We start from the raw sequence: 20,470 nt of genomic DNA, 5'->3' as shown, positions 1-20,470 counted from the left end.
GACCAGGCGCCAGGGCGGAGCGGCAGCCTAGAACAGGGTCGGTGCCGCGTCGGCGATCGCCCACGACGCGCGATGCAGCGGAGACAGACCCTGCTCGCGGATGGCCAGCCGATGCTCCGGACTCGCGTAGCCCTTGTTGCGGTCCCACTGATAGACGGGATGGTCAGGATGCAGCTCAGCCATCAGCCCGTCGCGGGCGACCTTGGCGATCACCGACGCCGCCGACACCGAGGCGCAGTCGCGATCACCCTTCACGATGGTGCGCACGGCGAGGCGATCCGGGTGCACGCGCGACACGTAGTCGTGGTTGCCGTCCAGGATCACCAGGGTGCGCTCCAGCGAGGCGCCGAGCTCCACCACCGCCTGCACGGCGCGAGAGGCCGCCAGCCCGAGCGCGCGCATGATGCCGACCTCGTCCACCTCTGCTGCGCTCGCCCAGCCCACGGCCGAGGCGAGCACCCAGTCCGCCGCCCTGGCTGCCATCTCCGGCCGCCGCCGCTCGGGGATCAGCTTGGAGTCGCGCAGGCCATCCGGCACCCGGCGGCGCGAGCCCGCGGCATCCATGACCGCCGCCCCCACCGCGACGGGTCCCGCCAGCGCCCCCCGGCCGACCTCGTCCAGCGCGATGATCAGCTCGAAGTCCTCCTTGAGCAGACGGCGCTCCAGCCGGAGGGTGGGCGCGACGACCGTCACTTCTCCGGCTCCGGGACCGAGCGGAACACCTCGTCGTGGGTGTCGATCAGACCGAAGCGATCCAGCGGCCAGGTGGTCAGGAACGCGCGCCCCACGACGTCGTCCAGCGGCACGAATCCGCCGCCGGGGAGCTCCTGATGCGCACGCGAGTCCTGGGAGCGATCGCGGTTGTCCCCCATCACCCACATCGAGCCGGCGGGCACGGTCACATCGAAGTCCACGTTGGAGGCGGCCGTATCCCCCGAGGGCAGATCCAGGTAGGAGAGCTCATCGATCGGCGAGCCGTTCACGGTGATCTGACCGAGGGTGTTGCAGCACACCACATGGTCGCCGGGCAGACCGATGAGGCGCTTGACCAGGTGATCCTGCGCATCGGTGGTGGACAGGCCCACGAAGGTGAGCACCCAGTCCGCCGCCTCGACGATGAACGGTCGCGCGGGGTGCTGCGGTGCGGGCGGGAGCCAGCCACCGGGATCCTCGAACACCACCACGTCGCCGCGGTCGTATCCCGCCCACCGCGGCGTGAGCTCGTCGACGAGGATGCGGTCGTTGATGAGCAGGGTGCGCTCCATCGAACCGGAGGGGATGTAGAACGAGCGCACCACGAAGGTCTTCACCACGAACGAGACCAGCGCGGCGATGAGCACGATCACGAGCACATCGCGCAGGAAGACCCATGCGCTTCGCCGCCGTGGCGCCTGCTCCGCGGATTCGGCGGCTTCAGAACTCATGTGCTCTCTCTTCTTCCGGGTCGTCGCGCAGACGCGGCATCCGCGCAGACGCGGCATCTACAAGGGTCGCACATCGCCGCACAGACGACAGAACCCCGAGACGGGAGTGTCTCGGGGTTCTGCGTGATCAGCTGCGCGTCAGTTGTCGCGCTTCTCCTTGATCTTGGCCTTCTTGCCGCGCAGGTTGCGCAGGTAGTACAGCTTGGCGCGACGCACGTCACCGCGGGTGACGACCTCGATGTGGTCGATCACCGGGGAGTGCACTGGGAAGGTGCGCTCGACGCCCACCTGGAAGCTGATCTTGCGGACGGTGAACGTCTCGCGCACACCATCGCCCTGGCGGCCGATGACGACGCCCTGGAAGACCTGGATGCGCGAACGCGAACCCTCGGTGATGTTCACGTGCACCTTGACGGTGTCACCGGGGTTGAAGACAGGGATGTCGGAACGGAGCGAAGCCGCATCGACGGCGTCGAGGATCTGCATGATCGTCTCTCTCTGCACTCGCCTCAGGTCGCGTGCATGATTCAAAGGAATGAGAACGGGTGTGTGTCGAGCGGCGCGCAGAGCGTCCGCGGGTTCCCCTGGGGCAGAACCGGTTCACGGCACAAGCATCCATTCTGCCATGAACCCGGGCCGCCTCAAAACCGGTGCGCTCAGTCCTTGGTGCGACTCTCCTCGATCACGACGACCTCGGGCTGCGCCCGCGCCGCGCGGTCGTCGTCCGAGCGCGCCGCCGTGCGCCAGCCCACCGTCTCGCGGAAGCGGATGCCCGTGCCCCGCGCCTCGTTCCAGAGCTGCCACAGCTGCAGCCAGAACAGCGCGATCGCGGCGATGATCGCACCGGTCAGCAGCCAGCCGAACGCACCGTCGAGGAAGAGTCCCACGCCGATCGTCAGGAGGTGCCACACGGCGAACCCGACGACATCCCACCAGGACAGCGCGCGCTCGGCTCGCACCGAAGGACGCGAGCGGGTGAGCAGGGTCAGGATCAGCTGGCCGGCGAACACCGTCGGCATCGCCATCAGCAGCACCCACAGCAGGCTCCCCGCGCTCCGGCCGAAGATCGCCCATCCCACGAACAGCCACAGCGGCAGCAGGAAGGCCGCCGGCAGAAGCCAGCGGAAGAACGCCTCACGCAACCACATGCTCCGATCGTACGTCGGCGCGTCCTCCTGTCGGGAGGTGTTCGCTGTGAGCATGCCCGGCCCGGGATCGGAGAGAATGGATGCCGACGAGAGGACCTCCCCATGATCGAACTGCGCACGCCCGCCGAGATCGACGAGATGCGAGCCGCCGGCCGCTTCGTCGCCGAGACCCTGGCGACCCTGCGCGCGGAGACGAAGGTGGGCACCAACCTGCTGGCCATCGACCGCCACGCTCACGATCTGATCCGCAAGGCGGGGGCGGAGTCCTGCTACATCGACTACGCGCCCTCGTTCGGAAACGGCCCCTTCGGCAAGGTCATCTGCACCTCGGTCAACGACGCCGTGCTGCACGGCCTCCCCCACGATTACGCCCTGCGCGACGGCGACCTCGTGTCGCTGGACTTCGCGGTCTCCGTCGACGGCTGGGTCGCGGACTCGGCGGTGTCCTTCGTGGTCGGCACGCCGCGCGATGAGGACCTGCGGCTGATCGACACCACCGAGCGGTCCCTGGACGCCGCGATCGCCGCGGCCGTGGTCGGCAATCGGATCGGCGACATCTCGGCATCCATCGCCGCCGTCGCACACGGCGAGGGCTACTCGATCAACACGGAGTTCGGCGGACACGGCGTCGGGCGCATCATGCACGGCGACCCGCACGTGCCCAACGACGGTCGCGCAGGGCGAGGCTTCCCGCTGCGCGAGGGCCTGGTCTTCGCGCTGGAGCCGTGGCTGCTCGCCACCACGGACGAGCTGCGGACGGATGCCGACGGCTGGACGCTGCGCAGCGCCGACGGCTCCCGCGGATCGCACTCCGAGCACACCGTGGCGGTCACCAAGGATGGCCCGATCGTGCTCACCGACCGGAGCTTCCTCGGGGTCGACTGAGCCGGCGATGCTCCGGCGCTGAGCCGTTCCGGCGCCGCGCCCGCTGTGGCATCCTGACTGCATGATCCCGCGCGACCGTCACGTCCCGGAGCGCGTGCTGCTGGCCAGGCACGGGCAGACGGAGTGGAACGTCGAGCACCGCCTGCAGGGCCAGCTCGACTCCCCGCTGACGACCGACGGCATCCGTCAGGCGCGCGAGACCGCCGAGCGCCTGCACGGCCGAGGGATCTCCGTGGTGTGCTCGAGCCCGCTCGGCCGCGCGCTGCGCACCGCCGTGATCATCGCCGACCGCATCGGCGCCGAGCTCGTCCAGGTGCCCGAGCTGGCGGAGGTGCACCACGGCGAGATGGCCGGCCTCACCTGGGACGAGGTCGACCAGCTGCATCCCGGTGCACGTGAGCAGCGTGCGGAGAACAGGTACGGCTGGTCCTTCCCCGGCGGTGAGAGCTACGCGCAGGCGCGGAGCCGCGCACGCGAGGCCCTGTCCGCCTGCGGCTGGGCCACGGACTCTGCCCCGCTGCTGGTCACGCACGAGATGATCGGGCGGATGCTGCGCGCCGAGCTGCGCGGTCTGGACGCCGGGCAGGCGCTCGCGCTGCGGCATCCGCACGGCGTCGTGTTCGAGATCGAGCGCGGCGTCGAGCGGATCCTCTAGCCGCCCAGCAGGTCAGGGCGCCGGTCGCGGGTGCGCTCGAGCTGCTGGTCGCGGCGCCAGGCGGCGATGGCGCCGTGGTTGCCGCTGAGCAGGATCGGCGGCACCTCCCGGTCGCGCCAGAGAGCGGGCTTCGTGTAGGAGGGGTACTCGAGCAGCCCGTCCTCGTGCGACTCCTCCACGAGGCTCTCGGGGTTGCCGACGACGCCCGGGATGAGCCGGCCGATCGCCTCGACCATCGCCATGACGGCGACCTCTCCCCCGTTGAGCACGTAGTCGCCCAGGCTGATCAGCCGCACCTCGCCGCGGTCGGCGGCGTACTCGAAGACGCGCTCGTCGATGCCCTCGTAGCGACCGCAGCCGAAGATCAGGTGCTCGCGGGCTGCGAGATCGCGGGCGGTGGCCTGCGTGAAGACCTCGCCGGCGGGTGAGGGGAAGATGATGGTGGGGGTCGCCTGCGTTTCGTCTCGCTGCGCTCGTTCGACGACCGGAGGCGAGGTCAGGGCATCCAGCGCTTCGCCCCAGGGCTCGGGTTTCATGACCATGCCCGCGCCGCCGCCGTAGGGCGTGTCGTCCACGGTGCGGTGCCGGTCGTGGGTCCAGTCGCGCAGGTCGTGCACGTTCAGATCGAGGATGCCCGAGTCCCGCGCCTTCCCCAGCAGGGAAAGGGTCAGGCCGTCGAAGTACGACGGGAAGATCGAGACGACGTCGATGCGCATGACGTGCTCACTCGGAGGCGGACTCGCCTGCGGCATCCGCTTCTTCTGCGGCATCCGCTTCTTCTGCGGCATCCGCTTCTTCTGCGGCATCCGCTGCCGGCGGCAGCTCCTCGAAGAGGCCGGGCGGCGGGGTCACGATCACTCGGCCGGCGGCGATGTCCACCGTGGGGACGATCGCAGAGACGAACGGCACCATGACCTCGGCCGTTTCGGTCTTCACGATCAGCAAGTCCTGCGCGGGCAGGTGCTCCACGCGCACCACATGCCCGATGACCTCGCCGTCTCGGACGACATCCAGACCGGCGAGCTGATGCGCGTACCACGCGTCGTCCTCGACCTCGTCGTCCTCATCCATCCAGAGGATGGCCTTGACGAGGGATTCCGCCGCGGTGCGATCGTCGACGCCCTCGAGGAAGACCACGGAACTGCCGTTCATCACGCGGTAGTCGCGGATCGTGACGGTCTTGCCGTGCCAGGCCGATGCCTCGGGCACCTGCAGCGTGAACTCGGCGCCGGGCACGAAGCGGCGCTCGGGGTTGTCGGTGTACAGCTCGAGCTTCAACGCGCCCTTGAGACCGTGCGCCTTGAGCAGGCGGCCGACGCGAAGCTGGTTCCTCTCGGTCGCCACGTCAGTCGTCCGCCACGTCGACGCGGACGCGGCGCCCGTCGGCGAGGGCGGAGATGAGGGTGCGCAGCGCCTTGGCGGTGCGGCCGCCGCGCCCGATCACGCGACCACGGTCATCCGGGTGCACATGCACCTCGAGCAGGTCGCCCCGGGGCGACGCGGATGCGGTGATGCGGACGTCGTCCGGGTGATCGACGATCCCCTTGACGACGTGTTCGAGCGCGGCGGCGAGCACAGCGGATTACTCTGCGTCGGCGGCGGGTGCTTCGACAGGCTCAGCAACCGACTGATCGGATTCGGCGGGGGCCTCAGCGGGCTCCTCGGCCTTCTTCTCGGCCTTGGGCTTGATGACCGACTTCTTCGACGAGTCGGCCTCGAAGCCCGCCTTGGCCTCGGCGACCTGAACGGTGGACTTGGCGTTCTTGTCGCCCTTGAACCTGCCCCAGTCGCCGGTCAGCTTCAGCAGCGCGGCGACCTGCTCGGTGGGCTGAGCGCCGACGGACAGCCAGTACTGCGCGCGCTCCGAGTCGACCTCGATGAACGAGGGCTGCTCGGTGGGGTGGTACTTGCCGATCTCCTCGATCACACGACCGTCGCGCTTGGTGCGCGAGTCGGCGACGACGATGCGGTAGTAGGGCGCACGGATCTTGCCGAAGCGCTTGAGACGGATCTTGACAGCCACGATTCTCCTGAATGTGTGGAAAGGAAGACGAACTGATCACCTGGAGAGTGGGGTGCACAACCCGGTGGACGCTCTGAATGGGGGAACGGATGCTGGATAGAGGGTCGAGCAGCCGTCCGACCCTCTATTCTGCCAGATCACCGGCCCCGGCGCGAAACCCGCGGGCACGTGTCGCGCGCCGAGGGCCGAAGGCGTGTCAGACTGTGCGCGTGCCGATCGAATTCGCGCCCTCGGACCGCTCCACCGTCGGTCTGGAGTGGGAGGTCATGCTCGCCGATCCCGAGACGGGCGATCTGGTCGGGCGCGCGCCCGAGCTGCTCGGTCTGCTCGAGGCGCAGAGCGCCTCCGAGCGGCACACCGTCACCGGAGAGCTGCTCACCAACACGATCGAGGTCACCAGCGGCGTCGGCTCGTCGGTGAAGGATGCCGTGGACGACATCGCCGCGGCCATCGCCGCTGTCCGGCAGGCCACCGACCCGGCCGGCATCGAGCTGCTCTCGGCCGGCAGCCATCCGTTCGCGCAGTGGTTCGACCAGCGCGTGACGGAGAAGACCCGCTACCGCCAGCTGATCGAGCGCACGCAGTGGTGGGGCAGGAACATGATGATCTGGGGCATCCACGTGCACGTGGGCGTGGAGGATCGCGACAAGGTGATTCCCATCATCGGCGCGCTGTCGGCGTTCCTCCCCCATCTGCAGGCACTCTCGGCATCCAGTCCGTACTGGGCGGGCGAGCGCACCGGGTACGCCTCCAACCGCTCGCTGGTGTTCCAGCAGCTGCCGACCGCTGGCCTGCCCTGGCCGATCCGCACCTGGCGGGACTTCGAGGGGTACCTGGACGACATGGTCCGCACGGGCGTGATGCGCGACGCGTCTGAGGTGCGGTGGGACATCCGTCCGGCCCCGCGCTGGGGCACGATCGAGGTGCGCGCCTGCGACGGGATGTCCACGCTCACCGAGCTGGCATCGGTCGCCGCCCTCACCCAGTGCCTGGTCGAGTTCTTCTCGCGCGAGCTGGACGAGGATCGCGAGCTGCCCGCGCTGCAGCCCTGGTTCCACCGCGAGAACAAGTGGCGCACGGCCCGCTACGGGCTCGACGCCCGCATCATCGTCGACTCCGCAGGCTCGCAGGTCCCCGTGCGCGATCATCTCGCAGCGGTGCTGGACGACCTGCGGCCCATCGCCGCCGACCTGTCCTGCGAGCGGGAGCTCGGCGGAGTGGAGGCGATTCTGCGGGGCGGGGCGAGCTACGCGCGTCAGCTGGCGGCGGCGGATGCTGCCGGAGGCGACCTGCGAGAGGTCGTCCAGCATCTCATCCGCGAGTTCCGGGAGGGTCCGGAGAACGGGACGGCGGACTGAGTCCGTCCTCGTCGCGCGGACGCGTGAGCGCCGCGTCCCCCTGCGTGGACGAGCAGACGCGGCACCGCGTTTGCATGATCCCGTCAGAGGTCGGATGCTGGAAGTCGGCACGTACTGGACTCGGTACGAAGGGGGCACCATGGTTGCGCAGACGCGAGGCACGCGACGCGAGGCGGAGCTGGCATCGGTCCGGGAGACCGGGCGCACGACAGTGCTGATCATCGGCGCGGGGATCAACGGCATCTCGCTGTTCCGCGACCTGGCCCTGCAGGGCGTGGATGCGGTGATCGTCGACCGCGGCGACTTCGCGGGCGGCGCCTCGTCGGCATCCAGCCATATGATCCACGGCGGCATCCGCTACCTGGAGAACGGAGAGTTCCGGCTGGTGCGGGAATCCGTGCAGGAGCGCAACGGACTGCTGCGCGTCGCACCGCACTATGTCAAGCCGCTGCGCACCACCATCCCGATCTACTCGACCTTCTCGGGCATCCTGTCCGCTCCCCTGCGCTTCCTGACCCATCGCAGCGGCAGGCCGCAGGAGCGCGGCGCCGTGCTGATCAAGCTCGGTCTGACCATCTACGACCTCTTCTCCCGTGATGGCGGCTCGGTGCCCCGACACCGCTTCCTGGGGCGCTCCTCGTCGCTGAGCGAGCTGCCACAGCTGGATCCGGCGGTCAAGTACACGGCCACCTACTACGACGCGTCGATGCACGATCCCGAGCGTCTCGCCCTGGACGTGCTGCAGGACGGCCGCTCCGCCAACCCCGGCTCGCACGCGCTCAACTACGTCGAGGCGGTCGGACGCGACGGCGACGCGGTCGTCCTGCGCGATCGGGAGAGCGCTGAGGATTTCGCCGTGCGCGCCGACGTGATCGTCAACGCCTCCGGTCCGTGGACGGATCTCACCAATGACGCGCTCGGCGATGCCACGCGATTCATGGGTGGCACCAAGGGCTCGCACATCGTGCTCGACCACGCCGAACTGCTGGCGGCCACGGGAGGACGGGAGATCTTCTTCGAGCACTCCGACGGCCGGATCGTGCTCATCTACCCGCTGCGCGGCCGGGTGATGGTCGGCACGACCGACATCGAGGCAGATCCGCGCGAACCGGCGCGCTGCACCGAGGAGGAGGTCGACTACTTCTTCGACCTCGTCCACCACGTGTTCCCCGGGATCGCGGTGGATCGTGATCAGATCGTCTACCGCTTCTCGGGCATCCGTCCGCTCCCCCGTCACGAGGACACCGCTCCCGGGTTCGTCTCGCGCGACTACCGCATCGAGCTCGACGAGAGCGGCACGACACCGCAGCTGAGTCTGGTGGGCGGCAAGTGGACGACGTTCCGCGCGCTGGGCGAGCACCTCGCGAACCGCGTGCTCGACCTGCTCGGGCGCCCCCGATCGGTGTCCACGGCCGGTCTGCCGATCGGCGGCGGTCAGGGATTCCCGCGCACCACCCGGGCCCGTGCGGCCTGGAAGCAGGCGAACCTTCCCGGTGCCGACCCGGCTCGCGGAGACGCGCTGCTGACGCGCTACGGCACCCGCGCCGCCCAGGTGTGGGCGCACATCGCGCAGCAGGAGGACCGGCCGCTGGCCGGAGGCGCGCTGTCGGTGCGCGAGCTGGAGTGGATGGTCGAGCACGAGCTCGTGGTCCGGCTCGCCGATGTGGTGCTGCGCCGTTCGAACATCGCGTTCGTCGGCGACGTCACCGGCGAGCTGCTGGCAGAGCTGGCCGACGCGCTGGCGCCCCTGCGGGGATGGGACGATGATCGGCGGGATGCCGAGGTGGAGGCGACCGTGCAGCTGCTGAACGACGCGCACGGCCTGTCGCTCGCCGTGCCGGTCCGCGGCTGACGGCACACTGGTGAGGCGCGGGTCGCCGAGGATCCGCTGAAGGAGGGCCGTATGGCCGAGTATGTGCTGTCGATCGATCAGGGCACCACGTCGAGCAGGGCGATCATCTTCGATCGCGCCGGCAAGGTGGTGGCATCCGGCCAGAAGGAGCACGAGCAGGTCCTGCCGCGCGCCGGGTGGGTCGAGCACGACGCCGCCGAGATCTGGCGCAACGTGCAGGAGGTGATCGGTCTCGCGCTCACCCGTGCGCACCTGACCCGCCACGACATCGCCGCCGTCGGCATCACCAATCAGCGCGAGACCGCCGTGGTCTGGGACCGGCGCACGGGAGAGCCGGTGTACAACGCCATCGTCTGGCAGGACACCCGCACGCAGGAGATCGTGAACCGACTGGCCGCCGACGGCGGCATGGAACGGTTCGCCGACATCGTCGGCCTGCCGCTGGCGACGTACTTCTCCGGCACGAAGATCGTCTGGATCCTCGAGAACGTGGACGGTGCGCGGGAGAAGGCGGATGCCGGTGAGCTGATGTTCGGCACGACCGACACCTGGGTGCTGTGGAACCTGACCGGCGGCGTCGACGGCGGCGTGCACGCGACGGATGTCACCAACGCGTCGCGCACCATGTTCATGGACCTGGAGACCCTGCAGTGGCGCGACGACATCCTGGACGCGTTCGGGGTGCCGCGCTCGATGATGCCGGAGATCCGCTCCTCGTCCGAGGTGTACGGCACCGCCGAGAGCAGGTCGCTGCTGCGGGAGACGCCGATCGCCGGAATCCTCGGCGACCAGCAGGCGGCGACCTTCGGCCAGGCCGCGTTCGGCGCCGGCGAGAGCAAGAACACGTACGGCACCGGATGCTTCCTGATCTTCAACACCGGCGAGGAGATCGTCCGCTCGAACAACGGTCTGCTGACGACGGTCGGCTACAAGCTCGGCGACGCGCCCGCGCACTACGCCCTCGAGGGCTCGATCGCCGTGGCGGGCTCGCTGATCCAGTGGCTGCGCGACCAGCTCGGCCTGATCTCCTCCGCACCCGAGGTGGAGAAGCTCGCCTCACAGGTCGACGACAACGGCGGCGTGTACATCGTGCCAGCATTCTCAGGTCTGTTCACCCCGTACTGGCGACCGGACGCGCGCGGGGCGATCGTGGGGCTCACCCGCTTCGCCAACCGCAACCACATCGCCCGGGCGGCGCTGGAGGCGGTGGCGTTCCAGACGGCGGATGTGCTGGATGCGGTCAATGCCGACGCCGACCTGACGCTGGCCGAGCTGAAGGTGGACGGCGGAATGGTGTCCAACGACGCGCTCATGCAGTTCCAGGCCGACGTGCTGGGCGTTCCGGTGGTGCGTCCCATGGTCGCCGAGACGACGGCGCTGGGCGCCGCCTACGCCGCAGGCCTGGCCGTAGGGTTCTGGAACGACCTCGACGAACTGTCGGCGAACTGGCAGGAGGACCGGCGCTGGGAGCCGGCGATGGACGCCGCGGAACGCGGTCGCCTGCTGCGCCTGTGGCGCAAGGCCGTCACCAAGTCGATGGACTGGGTCGACGACGACGTGCGCTAGTTCTTGCCGAACAGCTTCTGGATCTCGGCCATGTCGGCTTCGGTCGGCGCCTTCTGCCCGCCGAGCCCGAAGCCGGATCCGCTCGGGTTGGCATTCGTGGTGGCGAGGCCCGCGTTCTCCGCAGCGCGCTTGGCCGGGTTTCCGGAGCGGGAGCCGCCCTTGCTCTTGCCGCTCTTCTTGCCGCGCTTGGCCGAAGCCCCCGGCTTGCCCATCGGGCCCATGCCGGGGATCTGCGGGGTGCCGCCGCGGGCGACCGTCTTCATCATCTTGGCGGCCTGCTCGAAGCGCTGCACGAGCTGGTTCACGTCGGTGACGGTCATGCCGGATCCACGCGCGATGCGCAGCCGGCGCGAGCCGTTCAGGATCTTCGTGTTGCGGCGCTCAGCGGGGGTCATCGAGCGGATGATCGCCTCGGTGCGGTCGACCTCGCGCTCGTCGAAGTCGTCCAGCTGCTGCTTCATCTGGCCCATGCCCGGCAGCATGCCGAGCATCTTCTTCATCGAGCCCATCTTGCGCATCTGCTGCATCTGCTCGAGGAAGTCCTCCAGCGTGAAGGCCTCGTTGGCGAGCTTCTCGGCCATCTTCGTGGCCTCTTCCTCATCGAAGGCCTGCTGGGCCTGCTCGATGAGTGTGAGGATGTCGCCGAGGTCGAGGATGCGGCTCGCCATGCGGTCGGGGTGGAACGGTTCGAGGTCCTCGAGGTTCTCGCCGGTGGAGGCGAAGATGATCGGCCTGCCGGTGAGGGACGCCACAGACAGCGCTGCTCCGCCTCGGGCGTCGCCGTCGAGCTTGGACAGCACGACTCCGGTGAAGTCCACGCCCTCCTGGAACGCCTTGGCGACGTTCACGGCATCCTGGCCGATCGTCGCGTCGATCACGAACAGCACCTCGTCCGGGCTGGTCGCCCTGCGGATGTCGGATGCCTGCTTCATCAGCTCCGCGTCGACGCCGAGGCGGCCCGCGGTGTCGATGATGACGACGTCGTGCTGCTGGCGGCGCGCGTGCTCCACCCCGGCCTTCGAGACCTGCACCGGGTCTCCCACGCCGTTGCCGGGCTCCGGCGCGAAGATCGCAGCCCCTGCGCGCTCGGCGACGACCTGCAGCTGGGTGACGGCGTTGGGGCGCTGCAGGTCGGCGGCGACCAGCAGCGGGGTGTGCCCGTCGGCCTCGAGCTGGCGAGCGAGCTTGCCGGCGAACGTGGTCTTTCCCGATCCCTGCAGGCCGGCGAGCATGATGACGGTCGGCGGGGTCTTCGCGAACTCGAGCCGACGCTGCTCGCCGCCGAGGATCGCGACGAGCTCCTCATTCACGATCTGCACGACCTGCTGCGCGGGATTCAGCGCCTTGTTGACCTCGTCGCCCAGGGCGCGCTCGCGCACCTTCGCGGTGAAGTCCTTCACGACGGCGAGTGCGACGTCGGCGTCGAGCAGGGCGCGACGGATCTCGCGGACGGTGCCGTCGACGTCGGCCGGGCTCAGCTTGCCCTTCGTGCGCAGGTTGCGGAAGGTCTCGGTGAGCCGATCGGAGAGCGTGCCAAAGGTAGCCATGGTGCCTCCGATTCTACGGGACGCCGCAGAGGGTCTCGCGTCGTCGTCGCCTCGCGCTCAAGCGGGATCCGAGGCGGATAGCCCGGTGCTCGATCAGGTGCCAGGACAGCGCGCCGATCGCTGCGGTGGCCGGGATGAGGATGACGATGCACAGGGCGATCGGCACGTCCGGCCACCACATCACGAGCAGCTGCTGCGCGGGGAACGCCCAGAGGTACATTCCGTAGGACGGGTCGCCGATGCGCCTCGTCCATGCGGCGATCGGGGCGGACCGGGTCCCGATCACGATCACCGCGTACGGCACCACCAGCCAGGAGATCGCGAGGCCGAGCGTCCCGGAGCAGGGTGTCAGAGCCACCAGACCGAGGACCGCCGGCCAGATCGGCAGCCGCCAGGCGCGGGGCAGCTCCGCGATCAGGCTCCCCACGATGAAGAAGATCACCGCTGCCGCGGTCGTGCGCAGCGCGCCGTGCAGCGGCAGGAGCAGGGTGAGACCGGCGATACCGGCTCCGAGTGCGCCGCGCAGCCAGCGCGAGGCGCGGATGCCGATCATGCCGACGACGACCAGCATGAGGTAGCTGCTGAACTCCGGCCCGAGACTCCACAGCGAGCCGTTCACCGCCGATGTCGGATTGCCGGTGAACACCCCGGGGAGGTCGTACTGCGCGAGCAGCACGATGTTGATCAGGTATGTCCAGGTCGTGGAGGATCGCCAGTACTCATCAGCGGTCGCAGTCGTGATCAGCGGCCCGATCGCGAGCATGCTGACGAGGACCACGACGATCAGCGCGGGGAGGATCCGCAGCGCGCGCCGCAGCAGAAAGGCGCCTGCGCGAGGATCCCGCGCCCAGGAGGTCGCCAGCAGGAATCCGCTGATCGCGAAGAAGACGTAGACCCCGAGGTGGTGGATCGAGATGCCGCCCAGGCGCGGGACCCCGACGTGGCCGGTCAGCGGCCACGCGTGCCCGATGACGACCATCGATGCAGCGATGATCCGCAGCACGTCGAAGTTGTTGTGCGGACGGGCGCGGTCGTGGCCGGTCACCCGTCACTCCCACGGAAGGTCGTGGATGCTGCGCAGCGCCTCGTCGAACTGCACCTCCAGCGACGCCTGTCCGGCGCCCTGCTCCGCCCACACGCGCAGAGACGACAGCACTGCGGTGGCCAGTGCGGACCCCAGGATGTCGGCGCGGATCTGATCGATCCCCGAGCTGCGGGCGGCACCGGCGACCGCCGACGCCATACGGGCGTGACGCAGGCCCGTGTCGCGCAGCAGCTCCTGCTCCAGGCCCATGGCCGCGGCGTTGCGCAGCGCCAGCGCGAGCGGATCCGGCGCGAAGCCCTGCACGATGGGCTCCACGGCCGCGCGCACGGACGAGCCGTCGGCGTCGCATCCGAGTGCCGCGAGCCGCACCGAGGCGTCGGCGATCCTGGCATCCAGTCCAGACCAAAGCACGTCGCTCTTCGAGTCGAAGTAGTTGAAGAAGCTCGAACGGCTCACGCCGGCGCGCTGTGCGATGTCGACGATCGACGTCGCCTCGTACCCCTGCTCCAGGAACAGCTCGCACGCGGCCTCGGCGAGCGTCTCCCTGGAGGATGCCCTCGGCCTGCCCGCTCGCGACTCGGATGCCATGCCCGTCAGCGTAGCGGCATGCCGCGCACGACAAGTCGACCCGGTAGGCGTAGGCTGTACCGAGACATTTTCTGCACCGCATCCAACAACGACGGTTCTTCCGTTCACGACAGGAGCGAACATGCTCGACATCCGGATCGCCGGTCTCGCACCGGAGTACGTGCCGTATCAGCAGGGCTGGGAGCTGCAGCGCAGCATCCACCGCGAGGTCGTCGCCGGCGACCGGCCCGACACGCTCCTGCTGCTGGAGCACGAGGCGGTCTACACGGCGGGCAAGCGCACCGAGCCCCAGGAGCGCCCGCAGGACGGCACGCCGGTGATCGACGTGGATCGCGGCGGCAAGATCACCTGGCACGGCCCCGGTCAGCTCGTCGGCTACCCGATCGTGCGCCTGCCCGAGCCGATGGACGTCGTCGCGCACGTGCGCCGCATGGAGCGTCTGCTGATCAGCATCCTGAAGCCGCTCGGCGTCGACGGCTACCAGGTCGAGGGCCGCAGCGGAGTGTGGGTGCGCCGACCGCTGTCCGAGGACAAGGTGGCCGCGATCGGCGTGCGGGTGCAGCAGGGCGTGACCATGCACGGCTTCGCGATCAACTGCGACAACACGCTGGCCGGTTTCCGCGGCATCATCCCGTGCGGCATCACGGATGCCGGTGTCACCACCGTCAGCGAGATCGTGGGCGGCGACATCACCCCCGCAGACATCGTGCAGAGCGTCTCCGATGCCTTCGCCGCCGAGTACGCCCCCGACACCCGCAAGGAGGTGGCAGCATGAGCGCCGCCCACCCCGACGGACGCAAGCTGCTGCGTCTGGAGATCCGCAACTCCGAGACGCCCATCGAGCGCAAGCCCGAATGGATCCGCACTAAGGCAAAGATGGGCCCGGAGTACCAGGCACTGCACTCCCTGGTGAAGGACGAGGGCCTGCACACGGTGTGCCAGGAGGCGGGCTGCCCGAACATCTTCGAGTGCTGGGAGGACCGGGAGGCGACCTTCCTGATCGGCGGATCGCAGTGCACCCGGCGCTGCGACTTCTGCCAGATCGACACCGGCAAGCCCGCCGACTACGACACCGACGAGCCACGGCGCGTGGCCGAGAGCGTCACGCGCATGGGTCTGCGCTACGCCACGGTCACCAGCGTCGCCCGCGACGACCTGCCCGACACCGGTGCATGGCTGAACGCCGAGACCGTGCGGCAGATCCACGCGCAGAACCCGAACACGGGCGTCGAGCTGCTCGCCAACGACCACAGCGGCAGACCTGAGTACCTCGGCCAGATCTTCGACGCGCGCCCCGAGGTGTTCGCGCACAACGTCGAGACCGTGCCGCGCATCTTCCGCCGCATCCGCCCGGCGTTCACCTACGAGCGCTCCCTGAATGTGATCACGCAGGGTCACGAGGCGGGACTTATCACCAAGTCCAACCTCATCCTCGGCATGGGCGAGGAGCCCGCCGAGGTCATCGAGGCTCTGCAGGATCTGCACGATGCCGGCTGCGACATCATCACCATCACGCAGTACCTGCGCCCATCCCCGCGGCACCTGCCTGTGGCGCGCTGGGTCAAGCCCGACGAGTTCGTCGAGTTCAAGGCCGAGGCCGAGCGGATCGGGTTCCTCGGCGTGCTGGCCGGCCCCCTGGTGCGCTCCTCGTACCGCGCCGGCCGGCTGTGGGCGCAGTCGATGATCTCGAAGGGCCGTGAGATCCCCGCTCATCTCGCGCACATCGCCGAGGGCGCCGACCTGGGGTTCGCTCAGGCCGTGTGATTTCCGCTGCGGGCATGGTGCTCGGAAGGTGTCTTCGGGCACAATCGGACTCGATGCGGGACACCGCGCAGTCTGGGGGCACCAGTGGAGACGGACAGCAGCAGCGAGAGCATCTTCGCGCTGGCCAACGAAGACGCCGAGGAAGCGCGCGAATGGCTGTCGGCTGGGTTCATCGCCCAGCGGAGCGAGGGTTCGGCGTGGGCGCTGACGCCAGAGCAGCAGGCGGGCATCCGAGAGGTGCTCAGCTTGGAATGGTGGCAGAGCGCGGTCTCCGACGGCGCCGACGACGGTCATGCCTCCCACGGGGTGCTGCTGGGCAACCTGCTTCCCGCCGCGGTTCGCGCGGCATCCGCTCTGCCCCTCGGAGGGGTGGTGCTGGCGATGTACCTCAGGAACCTCGTGAACGAGGCGTGGGAGCTCAACTGGGATCACTCACTGATCCGCGCCGCCGTCAATGCAGCCGTGGATGAGGCGAGGTCGCTGGCGCCCGAAGGCGCCGACGCCGTGGCGTGGAGCCTGCTGCGCTTCATGAATCACGAGTTCGATGTCGAGGCCGCACTGCTCACCGGTGATCTGCGTGCTGTCATCCGCATCACCGCCGAGGCGACTGCGAGCATCGCTCCGATCCGGAGGTCCGCCCGCGCCCTGCCCGCGCACCCTGGGCGCCGGCGCCTGATCGAGGAGACGCGCTGCGAGCATCGCTACTACCGGGCGATCCACGAGATCGCCGTCGCGACTGCGGGCCTGCTCTCCCGTCGAATCGACGACGTCAGCGTCGACATCGCCCGGATCACCACCCTGATCGACCGCGGCGGATTCCGTGCCGTCGACGCGAGCGAACTGCGCGGTCACCTCGCCTCGCTCGAGGCGGTCCATCGTGCCTCTGAGCGACCCTGGCTGCACATCGACGAGGGCCGCATGCGCATCATCTACGGGTTCGGCGTCCTGCGGCAGGGCGCGGACGAGCTGTCGGCAGACCTCGACGCCGTGCGCCGACTCGCCGATGCCGCCGAGCAGAGCGAGCGCCTGGGCCCGCTGCGACTGACGAAGGTGCTGCGCCGACTGACGCTCAGCGACGTCTGGCAGGGGTCTGACAGCTTGGGCAGACGCTACCGCGGCTCGACCCTGCAGCTCGAGGATGTCGTACTCGCAGCCGCGGGAGCGGACACCGACTCGCTCACGATCCGCACGCAGGTGCAGCTGTCCGATCTCGGCAACCATGCCGTGCTGTTCGACATCGACCTGGCGAATGCGCCTGCCGTCGAGGTCGCCCGCATCGTGAATCTCGCCACTCCCGTCTTCGGCGATCTCACGGAGATCCCGCAGGCGCTGCACCTGCATCCTCGCTCGGAGCCGCGCACACGCCTGTCGCGACTGGCCGACGTCGTCGCCGCGGTGCTGGATGATCTGCGCGCTCTGCTGCGCGACGCAGGCGAAGCCGAACACGGGGCAGCGGGCGACTCGGCCGATCCGATCTCTGCGCGGTCAGGTTCGTTCGGCGTGGTGGTGACGGTGGAACGGGCATCGCGGGACGTCGGCGGAGTGCGAACGCCACTGACGTCGGCCCGCGAGATCCCCGGGCTGTGGGGCGCCCAGCCCCTGCTGCATCCGTTGCCCGCCGGCGCCTCCGGTGTGGCGGACTGGGCCATGTACGACATCGATGACGTCGACACGTTCGAGCTGCTGCATCTGAACGACGAGCTGCTCGCCGCCAATTCCAACGTCACGCTGCTCGCCAGCTTCCGCTCCCCCGACTACGCGGTCAGCGAGATCGAGAGCTTCATCACCTTCGCGCACAGCATGCATGGCATGTACGAGGCATGGCAGAGCAGAGTGCGTGAGCACGCCGAGAGCATCTCTGGTCTGCTCACCGACGTGGAGAGTCTGCTCGCCGCCGCCGATGCGTCGAGCTCGGGAGGCGATGTCGCGGCGCAGCAGGAGGTCACCGACCGGCTGGGCGACCTGGTGCGGGTCATCGAGCGCGCCGAGCTCGAGCTGCAGTCCTTCGTGCAGTCCAAGCAGGCGATCATGCTGTTCGTGGAGTCACCCGCGATCGTCTCGTCGCCGGCGCTGCGCATGGATCTGGACACCGTGCTCCGGTCGAACCGATATCACCTGCTGCGGCAGGGCTTCGAGCGTGCCGTGCGCGATGTGCTCGGCTCTCGGCTGCAGCCATTGCTGGATGTCTGCCACCGGCGCATCGAGCGCATCCTCGACGACCGGCAGAGCGAGCGCGAGCGCCGCACAGAGCGGGTCGAGCGCGTGCTCGGCGTGATCCTCGCCGTCATCGGCATCTCCGGAATGGCGTCCCTGCTGCAGGAAGGGTTCGGTCTGCGCGGCGACATCACGTGGTGGTTCATCGTCGCGATCCTGGTCGTCGCGGCCGCCATCGGGGTCGTCATGATCGTGATGTCCCGTCGAGCCGGCGGGCGCCGACGGCGGTCGGGATCGCCGAGATGATCTCCTTCGATTCCAGCACGGATGCCGCCGAACTGCGCGATGCGCACCGCACGCTGCTGACGCCGTCGTTCCGGCCGGGCGAGCTCGTTCCCGAGCACGACTTCGTCGCCCAGCTCGGCGAAGGCGGGGAGGTGCTGCTGGCCCGCGATCAGGATGGCCGGATGCTGGGCGCCGCCGTCGCCCAGCCCTTCGGGGATGCCGTGCTGCTGGAGTACCTGGTCGCCGCTCCTTCCTCACGCGGAAGGGGCGTCGGATCGGGGCTGCTGTCGGCGTTCCTGGACCGGTGGTCGGGCTCGGTGATGCTGGCGGAGTTCGACCGCCCCGACGTGCAATCCCCACATCCGGTGCACGGCGACCCGGCGGCGCGGCTGCGGTTCTACGCGCGTTTCGGGGCGCTCGCCCTCGATCTGCCGTACTTCCAGCCGCCTGTCTCCGAGCACAACAGTCGGGAGCACGGGATGCTGCTGGCCGTCTTCGACCGTGACGGTCGCATCGCCGAGCGCGGTGCGCTGGATGCCCGCCAGCAGCGTGCCGTGCAGCACTATCTGCACGAGATCCTCGAAGCGGCCGATGACCCGGATGCGCGCCGGCTGCGGGCGGCGGCCGAGCCCGACGGATTGCGCGCGATACCGTTGGAGGACTACGCCCGGATCGCCCGCTCCCCGCTCTGAGCCCTCGATTCCACACCCCGCCCCAGTCGTGGGTGTGTCAGTCGGCGCTCATCACCGAGAGCACGGAGCCGTCGTCGGCGAGGTTGACCAGCAGCACGTCGTCGGTGGAATCCGCATCCAGGGCGTACTCCATCACGGCGAACGGGTCGGCGCCGCCGTGCTCGTCGGCGAGGATCGTCATGCTCATCAGGCTCAGTGAGCGGATGATGTCCACAGCGGCGTCCCCGCTCACGTCGACGAGCACGTCCTGCAGCTCGTCGCCGTAGACCTCCTGCTGCTGCAGGATGTACTCGGTGACCTCGCTCGTGCGATCGTCGACCTCAGCGAGCATGGCGCGCCGCACCACGGCATCCAGGTTCTCGATGCCCGAGATCAGACCGGCCGCGACATCGAGCGCTGCCTGGGACACGTCGTCCTGATCCGGGGCGGTCAGGTCGACCGTCACCGACTGGTCGCCGAACTCCACCCGCTCGGTCCAGAAGATGGCGCCGTCGGGACCGGATGAGAGGACTCCGAAGTAGTCGTGTTCGATCGCCATATCGCTATGAAACCAGCCCGCCCGCTCGTCCGGTAGTCCTACGCGCCGACGAGCGAGGAGACGAACACGTGCGGGGTGAAGCCGGTGAGATCGTCGATCCCCTCGCCCTGGCCGAGCAGCTTGACGGGAATGCCGGTGCGCTCCTGCACGGCCAGGATGAACCCGCCCTTGGCGGATCCGTCGAGCTTGGTGATCACCAGACCCGTCACGCCTGCGTGCTGCAGGAAGGCCTCCGCCTGCATGACGCCGTTCTGCCCCGTGGTGGCGTCCAGCACCAGCAGCACCTCGCTGATCGGTGCGAGCTTCTCGACCACCCGACGCACCTTGGACAGCTCGTCCATCAGCCCACCCTTGGTGTGCAGCCGGCCGGCGGTGTCGATGATGGCGATCTCGGTGCCGTGCTGCCGCGCGTACTCGACGGTCTGATAGGCGACGGATGCCGGGTCCTGCCCCTCATGCTGGGGCCGGACGATCGCCGCTCCCCCGCGCTGCGCCCACGTGGCCAGCTGCTCGACGGCCGCAGCGCGGAACGTGTCGGCGCCGCCGACCACCACGCTGCGCTCGAACCCGCGCAGGAACTTCGTGAACTTGCCGATCGTCGTGGTCTTGCCGACGCCGTTCACGCCGACCACGAGCACGACGGCGGGGCGCTCGGTGAGCTTGAGCGTGGTGTCGAACTTCGCGAAGCGCTCCTCGAGCGTCTCGCGCAGCATCCGCTGCAGGTCACGCGGATCGGTGGTGCGGTATCGGTCGACCTTCCCCCGCAGCTCATCCAGCAGGGCCTCGGTGATGTCGGGACCGAAGTCCGCGGTGATCAGCGCGGTCTCGAGGTCCTCCCACGTGGTCTCGTCGATGGTGGGCTTGACGAACATGCCGCGCAGCGCGCGACCCAGGGACCAGGACTTCTCCGCCATGCCTCCAGCCTACGGTGCGGCGGGCAGGTGGC

At 69.2% G+C, this 20,470-nt stretch carries 22 protein-coding genes; 9 read left to right on the top strand and 13 right to left on the bottom strand.

Annotation, left to right across the window (positions count from 1 at the left end; all coding sequences use genetic code 11):
• Window positions 1-27: 27 nt before the first annotated feature.
• From Q9R19_RS05410 to Q9R19_RS05395, 4 genes are all read right to left on the bottom strand, one after another.
• Window positions 28-693, bottom strand: coding sequence for a ribonuclease HII (locus Q9R19_RS05410; RefSeq protein ID WP_311255305.1), 666 nt, complete (start codon window positions 691-693; stop codon window positions 28-30).
• On the bottom strand, window positions 690-1,424 hold the full coding sequence (gene lepB / locus Q9R19_RS05405; protein ID WP_311255304.1) for a signal peptidase I: 735 nt from the start codon (window positions 1,422-1,424) through the stop codon (window positions 690-692). Before lepB ends, Q9R19_RS05410 begins: the two co-directional genes overlap by 4 nt.
• A 138-nt stretch (window positions 1,425-1,562) precedes the next feature.
• Window positions 1,563-1,910, bottom strand: a complete 348-nt coding sequence (gene rplS / locus Q9R19_RS05400) for a 50S ribosomal protein L19 (RefSeq protein ID WP_311255303.1) — start codon at window positions 1,908-1,910, stop codon at window positions 1,563-1,565.
• A 170-nt stretch (window positions 1,911-2,080) separates the two neighbouring features.
• Entirely contained in the window at window positions 2,081-2,572 is a 492-nt protein-coding gene (locus Q9R19_RS05395) for an MFS transporter permease (RefSeq protein WP_311255302.1), read from the bottom strand.
• A gap of 102 nt (window positions 2,573-2,674) precedes the next feature.
• Here Q9R19_RS05395 and map point away from each other — a divergent pair, with 102 nt between their 5' ends.
• Window positions 2,675-3,457, top strand: a complete 783-nt coding sequence (map, locus tag Q9R19_RS05390; RefSeq protein WP_311255301.1) for a type I methionyl aminopeptidase — start codon at window positions 2,675-2,677, stop codon at window positions 3,455-3,457.
• Between the two features lie 61 nt (window positions 3,458-3,518).
• Complete coding sequence (locus Q9R19_RS05385) at window positions 3,519-4,112, top strand: histidine phosphatase family protein (RefSeq protein ID WP_311255300.1); 594 nt, start codon at window positions 3,519-3,521, stop codon at window positions 4,110-4,112.
• On the opposite strand, the gene trmD is transcribed toward Q9R19_RS05385, so the two are convergent.
• From trmD to rpsP, 4 genes are read right to left on the bottom strand one after another with little or no spacing between them, the layout of a single operon-like run.
• Complete coding sequence (gene trmD / locus Q9R19_RS05380) at window positions 4,109-4,828, bottom strand: tRNA (guanosine(37)-N1)-methyltransferase TrmD (RefSeq protein WP_311255878.1); 720 nt, start codon at window positions 4,826-4,828, stop codon at window positions 4,109-4,111. The genes Q9R19_RS05385 and trmD overlap by 4 nt on opposite strands.
• Window positions 4,829-4,835: 7 nt before the next feature.
• The gene (rimM, locus tag Q9R19_RS05375) at window positions 4,836-5,456 is read right to left on the bottom strand and encodes a ribosome maturation factor RimM (protein ID WP_311255299.1); all 621 of its coding nucleotides are present in this window, start codon (window positions 5,454-5,456) and stop codon (window positions 4,836-4,838) included.
• Window position 5,457: 1 nt separating this feature from the next.
• On the bottom strand, window positions 5,458-5,688 hold the full coding sequence (locus Q9R19_RS05370) for an RNA-binding protein (protein ID WP_071644715.1): 231 nt from the start codon (window positions 5,686-5,688) through the stop codon (window positions 5,458-5,460).
• Window positions 5,689-5,694: 6 nt separating this feature from the next.
• On the bottom strand, window positions 5,695-6,135 hold the full coding sequence (gene rpsP, locus Q9R19_RS05365; protein ID WP_311255298.1) for a 30S ribosomal protein S16: 441 nt from the start codon (window positions 6,133-6,135) through the stop codon (window positions 5,695-5,697).
• Window positions 6,136-6,344: 209 nt separating this feature from the next.
• Here rpsP and Q9R19_RS05360 point away from each other — a divergent pair, with 209 nt between their 5' ends.
• The 3 genes from Q9R19_RS05360 (at window position 6,345) to glpK (ending at window position 10,911) form a co-directional block, all read left to right on the top strand.
• On the top strand, window positions 6,345-7,493 hold the full coding sequence (locus Q9R19_RS05360) for a glutamate--cysteine ligase (RefSeq protein WP_311255297.1): 1,149 nt from the start codon (window positions 6,345-6,347) through the stop codon (window positions 7,491-7,493).
• Window positions 7,494-7,632: 139 nt separating this feature from the next.
• Complete coding sequence (locus Q9R19_RS05355; protein WP_311255296.1) at window positions 7,633-9,345, top strand: glycerol-3-phosphate dehydrogenase/oxidase; 1,713 nt, start codon at window positions 7,633-7,635, stop codon at window positions 9,343-9,345.
• Between the two features lie 51 nt (window positions 9,346-9,396).
• The gene (gene glpK / locus Q9R19_RS05350; protein ID WP_311255295.1) at window positions 9,397-10,911 is read left to right on the top strand and encodes a glycerol kinase GlpK; all 1,515 of its coding nucleotides are present in this window, start codon (window positions 9,397-9,399) and stop codon (window positions 10,909-10,911) included.
• On the opposite strand, the gene ffh is transcribed toward glpK, so the two are convergent.
• From ffh to Q9R19_RS05335, 3 genes are read right to left on the bottom strand one after another with little or no spacing between them, the layout of a single operon-like run.
• Window positions 10,908-12,458: a signal recognition particle protein gene (ffh, locus tag Q9R19_RS05345; protein ID WP_311255294.1), complete on the bottom strand. Its 1,551-nt coding sequence runs from the start codon at window positions 12,456-12,458 to the stop codon at window positions 10,908-10,910. The two genes, glpK and ffh, sit on opposite strands and share 4 nt — an antisense overlap.
• Window positions 12,459-12,471: 13 nt before the next feature.
• Window positions 12,472-13,503 carry an acyltransferase gene (locus tag Q9R19_RS05340; RefSeq protein WP_311255293.1) on the bottom strand — a complete coding sequence of 344 codons (1,032 nt, stop codon included), beginning with the start codon at window positions 13,501-13,503 and terminating at the stop codon, window positions 12,472-12,474.
• A gap of 3 nt (window positions 13,504-13,506) precedes the next feature.
• A complete protein-coding gene (locus Q9R19_RS05335; protein WP_311255292.1) occupies window positions 13,507-14,091 on the bottom strand; it encodes a TetR/AcrR family transcriptional regulator in 585 nt (194 codons plus the stop codon).
• Window positions 14,092-14,212: 121 nt separating this feature from the next.
• Here Q9R19_RS05335 and lipB point away from each other — a divergent pair, with 121 nt between their 5' ends.
• From lipB to Q9R19_RS05315, 4 genes are all read left to right on the top strand, one after another.
• Complete coding sequence (lipB, locus tag Q9R19_RS05330; RefSeq protein ID WP_311255291.1) at window positions 14,213-14,866, top strand: lipoyl(octanoyl) transferase LipB; 654 nt, start codon at window positions 14,213-14,215, stop codon at window positions 14,864-14,866.
• A complete protein-coding gene (lipA, locus tag Q9R19_RS05325; RefSeq protein WP_311255290.1) occupies window positions 14,863-15,855 on the top strand; it encodes a lipoyl synthase in 993 nt (330 codons plus the stop codon). The genes lipB and lipA overlap by 4 nt, the downstream gene beginning before the upstream one ends.
• Before the next feature lie 84 nt (window positions 15,856-15,939).
• On the top strand, window positions 15,940-18,315 hold the full coding sequence (locus Q9R19_RS05320) for a hypothetical protein (RefSeq protein ID WP_311255289.1): 2,376 nt from the start codon (window positions 15,940-15,942) through the stop codon (window positions 18,313-18,315).
• A complete protein-coding gene (locus tag Q9R19_RS05315) occupies window positions 18,312-18,986 on the top strand; it encodes a GNAT family N-acetyltransferase (protein WP_311255288.1) in 675 nt (224 codons plus the stop codon). Before Q9R19_RS05320 ends, Q9R19_RS05315 begins: the two co-directional genes overlap by 4 nt.
• A gap of 37 nt (window positions 18,987-19,023) precedes the next feature.
• Here the strand turns inward: Q9R19_RS05315 and Q9R19_RS05310 are convergent, their stop codons facing one another.
• Together Q9R19_RS05310 and ftsY are read right to left on the bottom strand one after the other, a co-directional pair.
• Complete coding sequence (locus Q9R19_RS05310; RefSeq protein WP_311255287.1) at window positions 19,024-19,524, bottom strand: DUF2004 domain-containing protein; 501 nt, start codon at window positions 19,522-19,524, stop codon at window positions 19,024-19,026.
• Window positions 19,525-19,562: 38 nt separating this feature from the next.
• Window positions 19,563-20,438, bottom strand: coding sequence for a signal recognition particle-docking protein FtsY (ftsY, locus tag Q9R19_RS05305; RefSeq protein ID WP_311255286.1), 876 nt, complete (start codon window positions 20,436-20,438; stop codon window positions 19,563-19,565).
• Between the last annotated feature and the right edge of the window lie 32 nt (window positions 20,439-20,470).

The sequence above is a fragment of the Microbacterium sp. ARD32 genome, from assembly GCF_031844385.1.
GTDB lineage: Bacteria > Actinomycetota > Actinomycetes > Actinomycetales > Microbacteriaceae > Microbacterium.
Note: the sequence above shows the minus strand (reverse complement) of the source record. Positions and strands in the feature narration are given on the sequence as shown.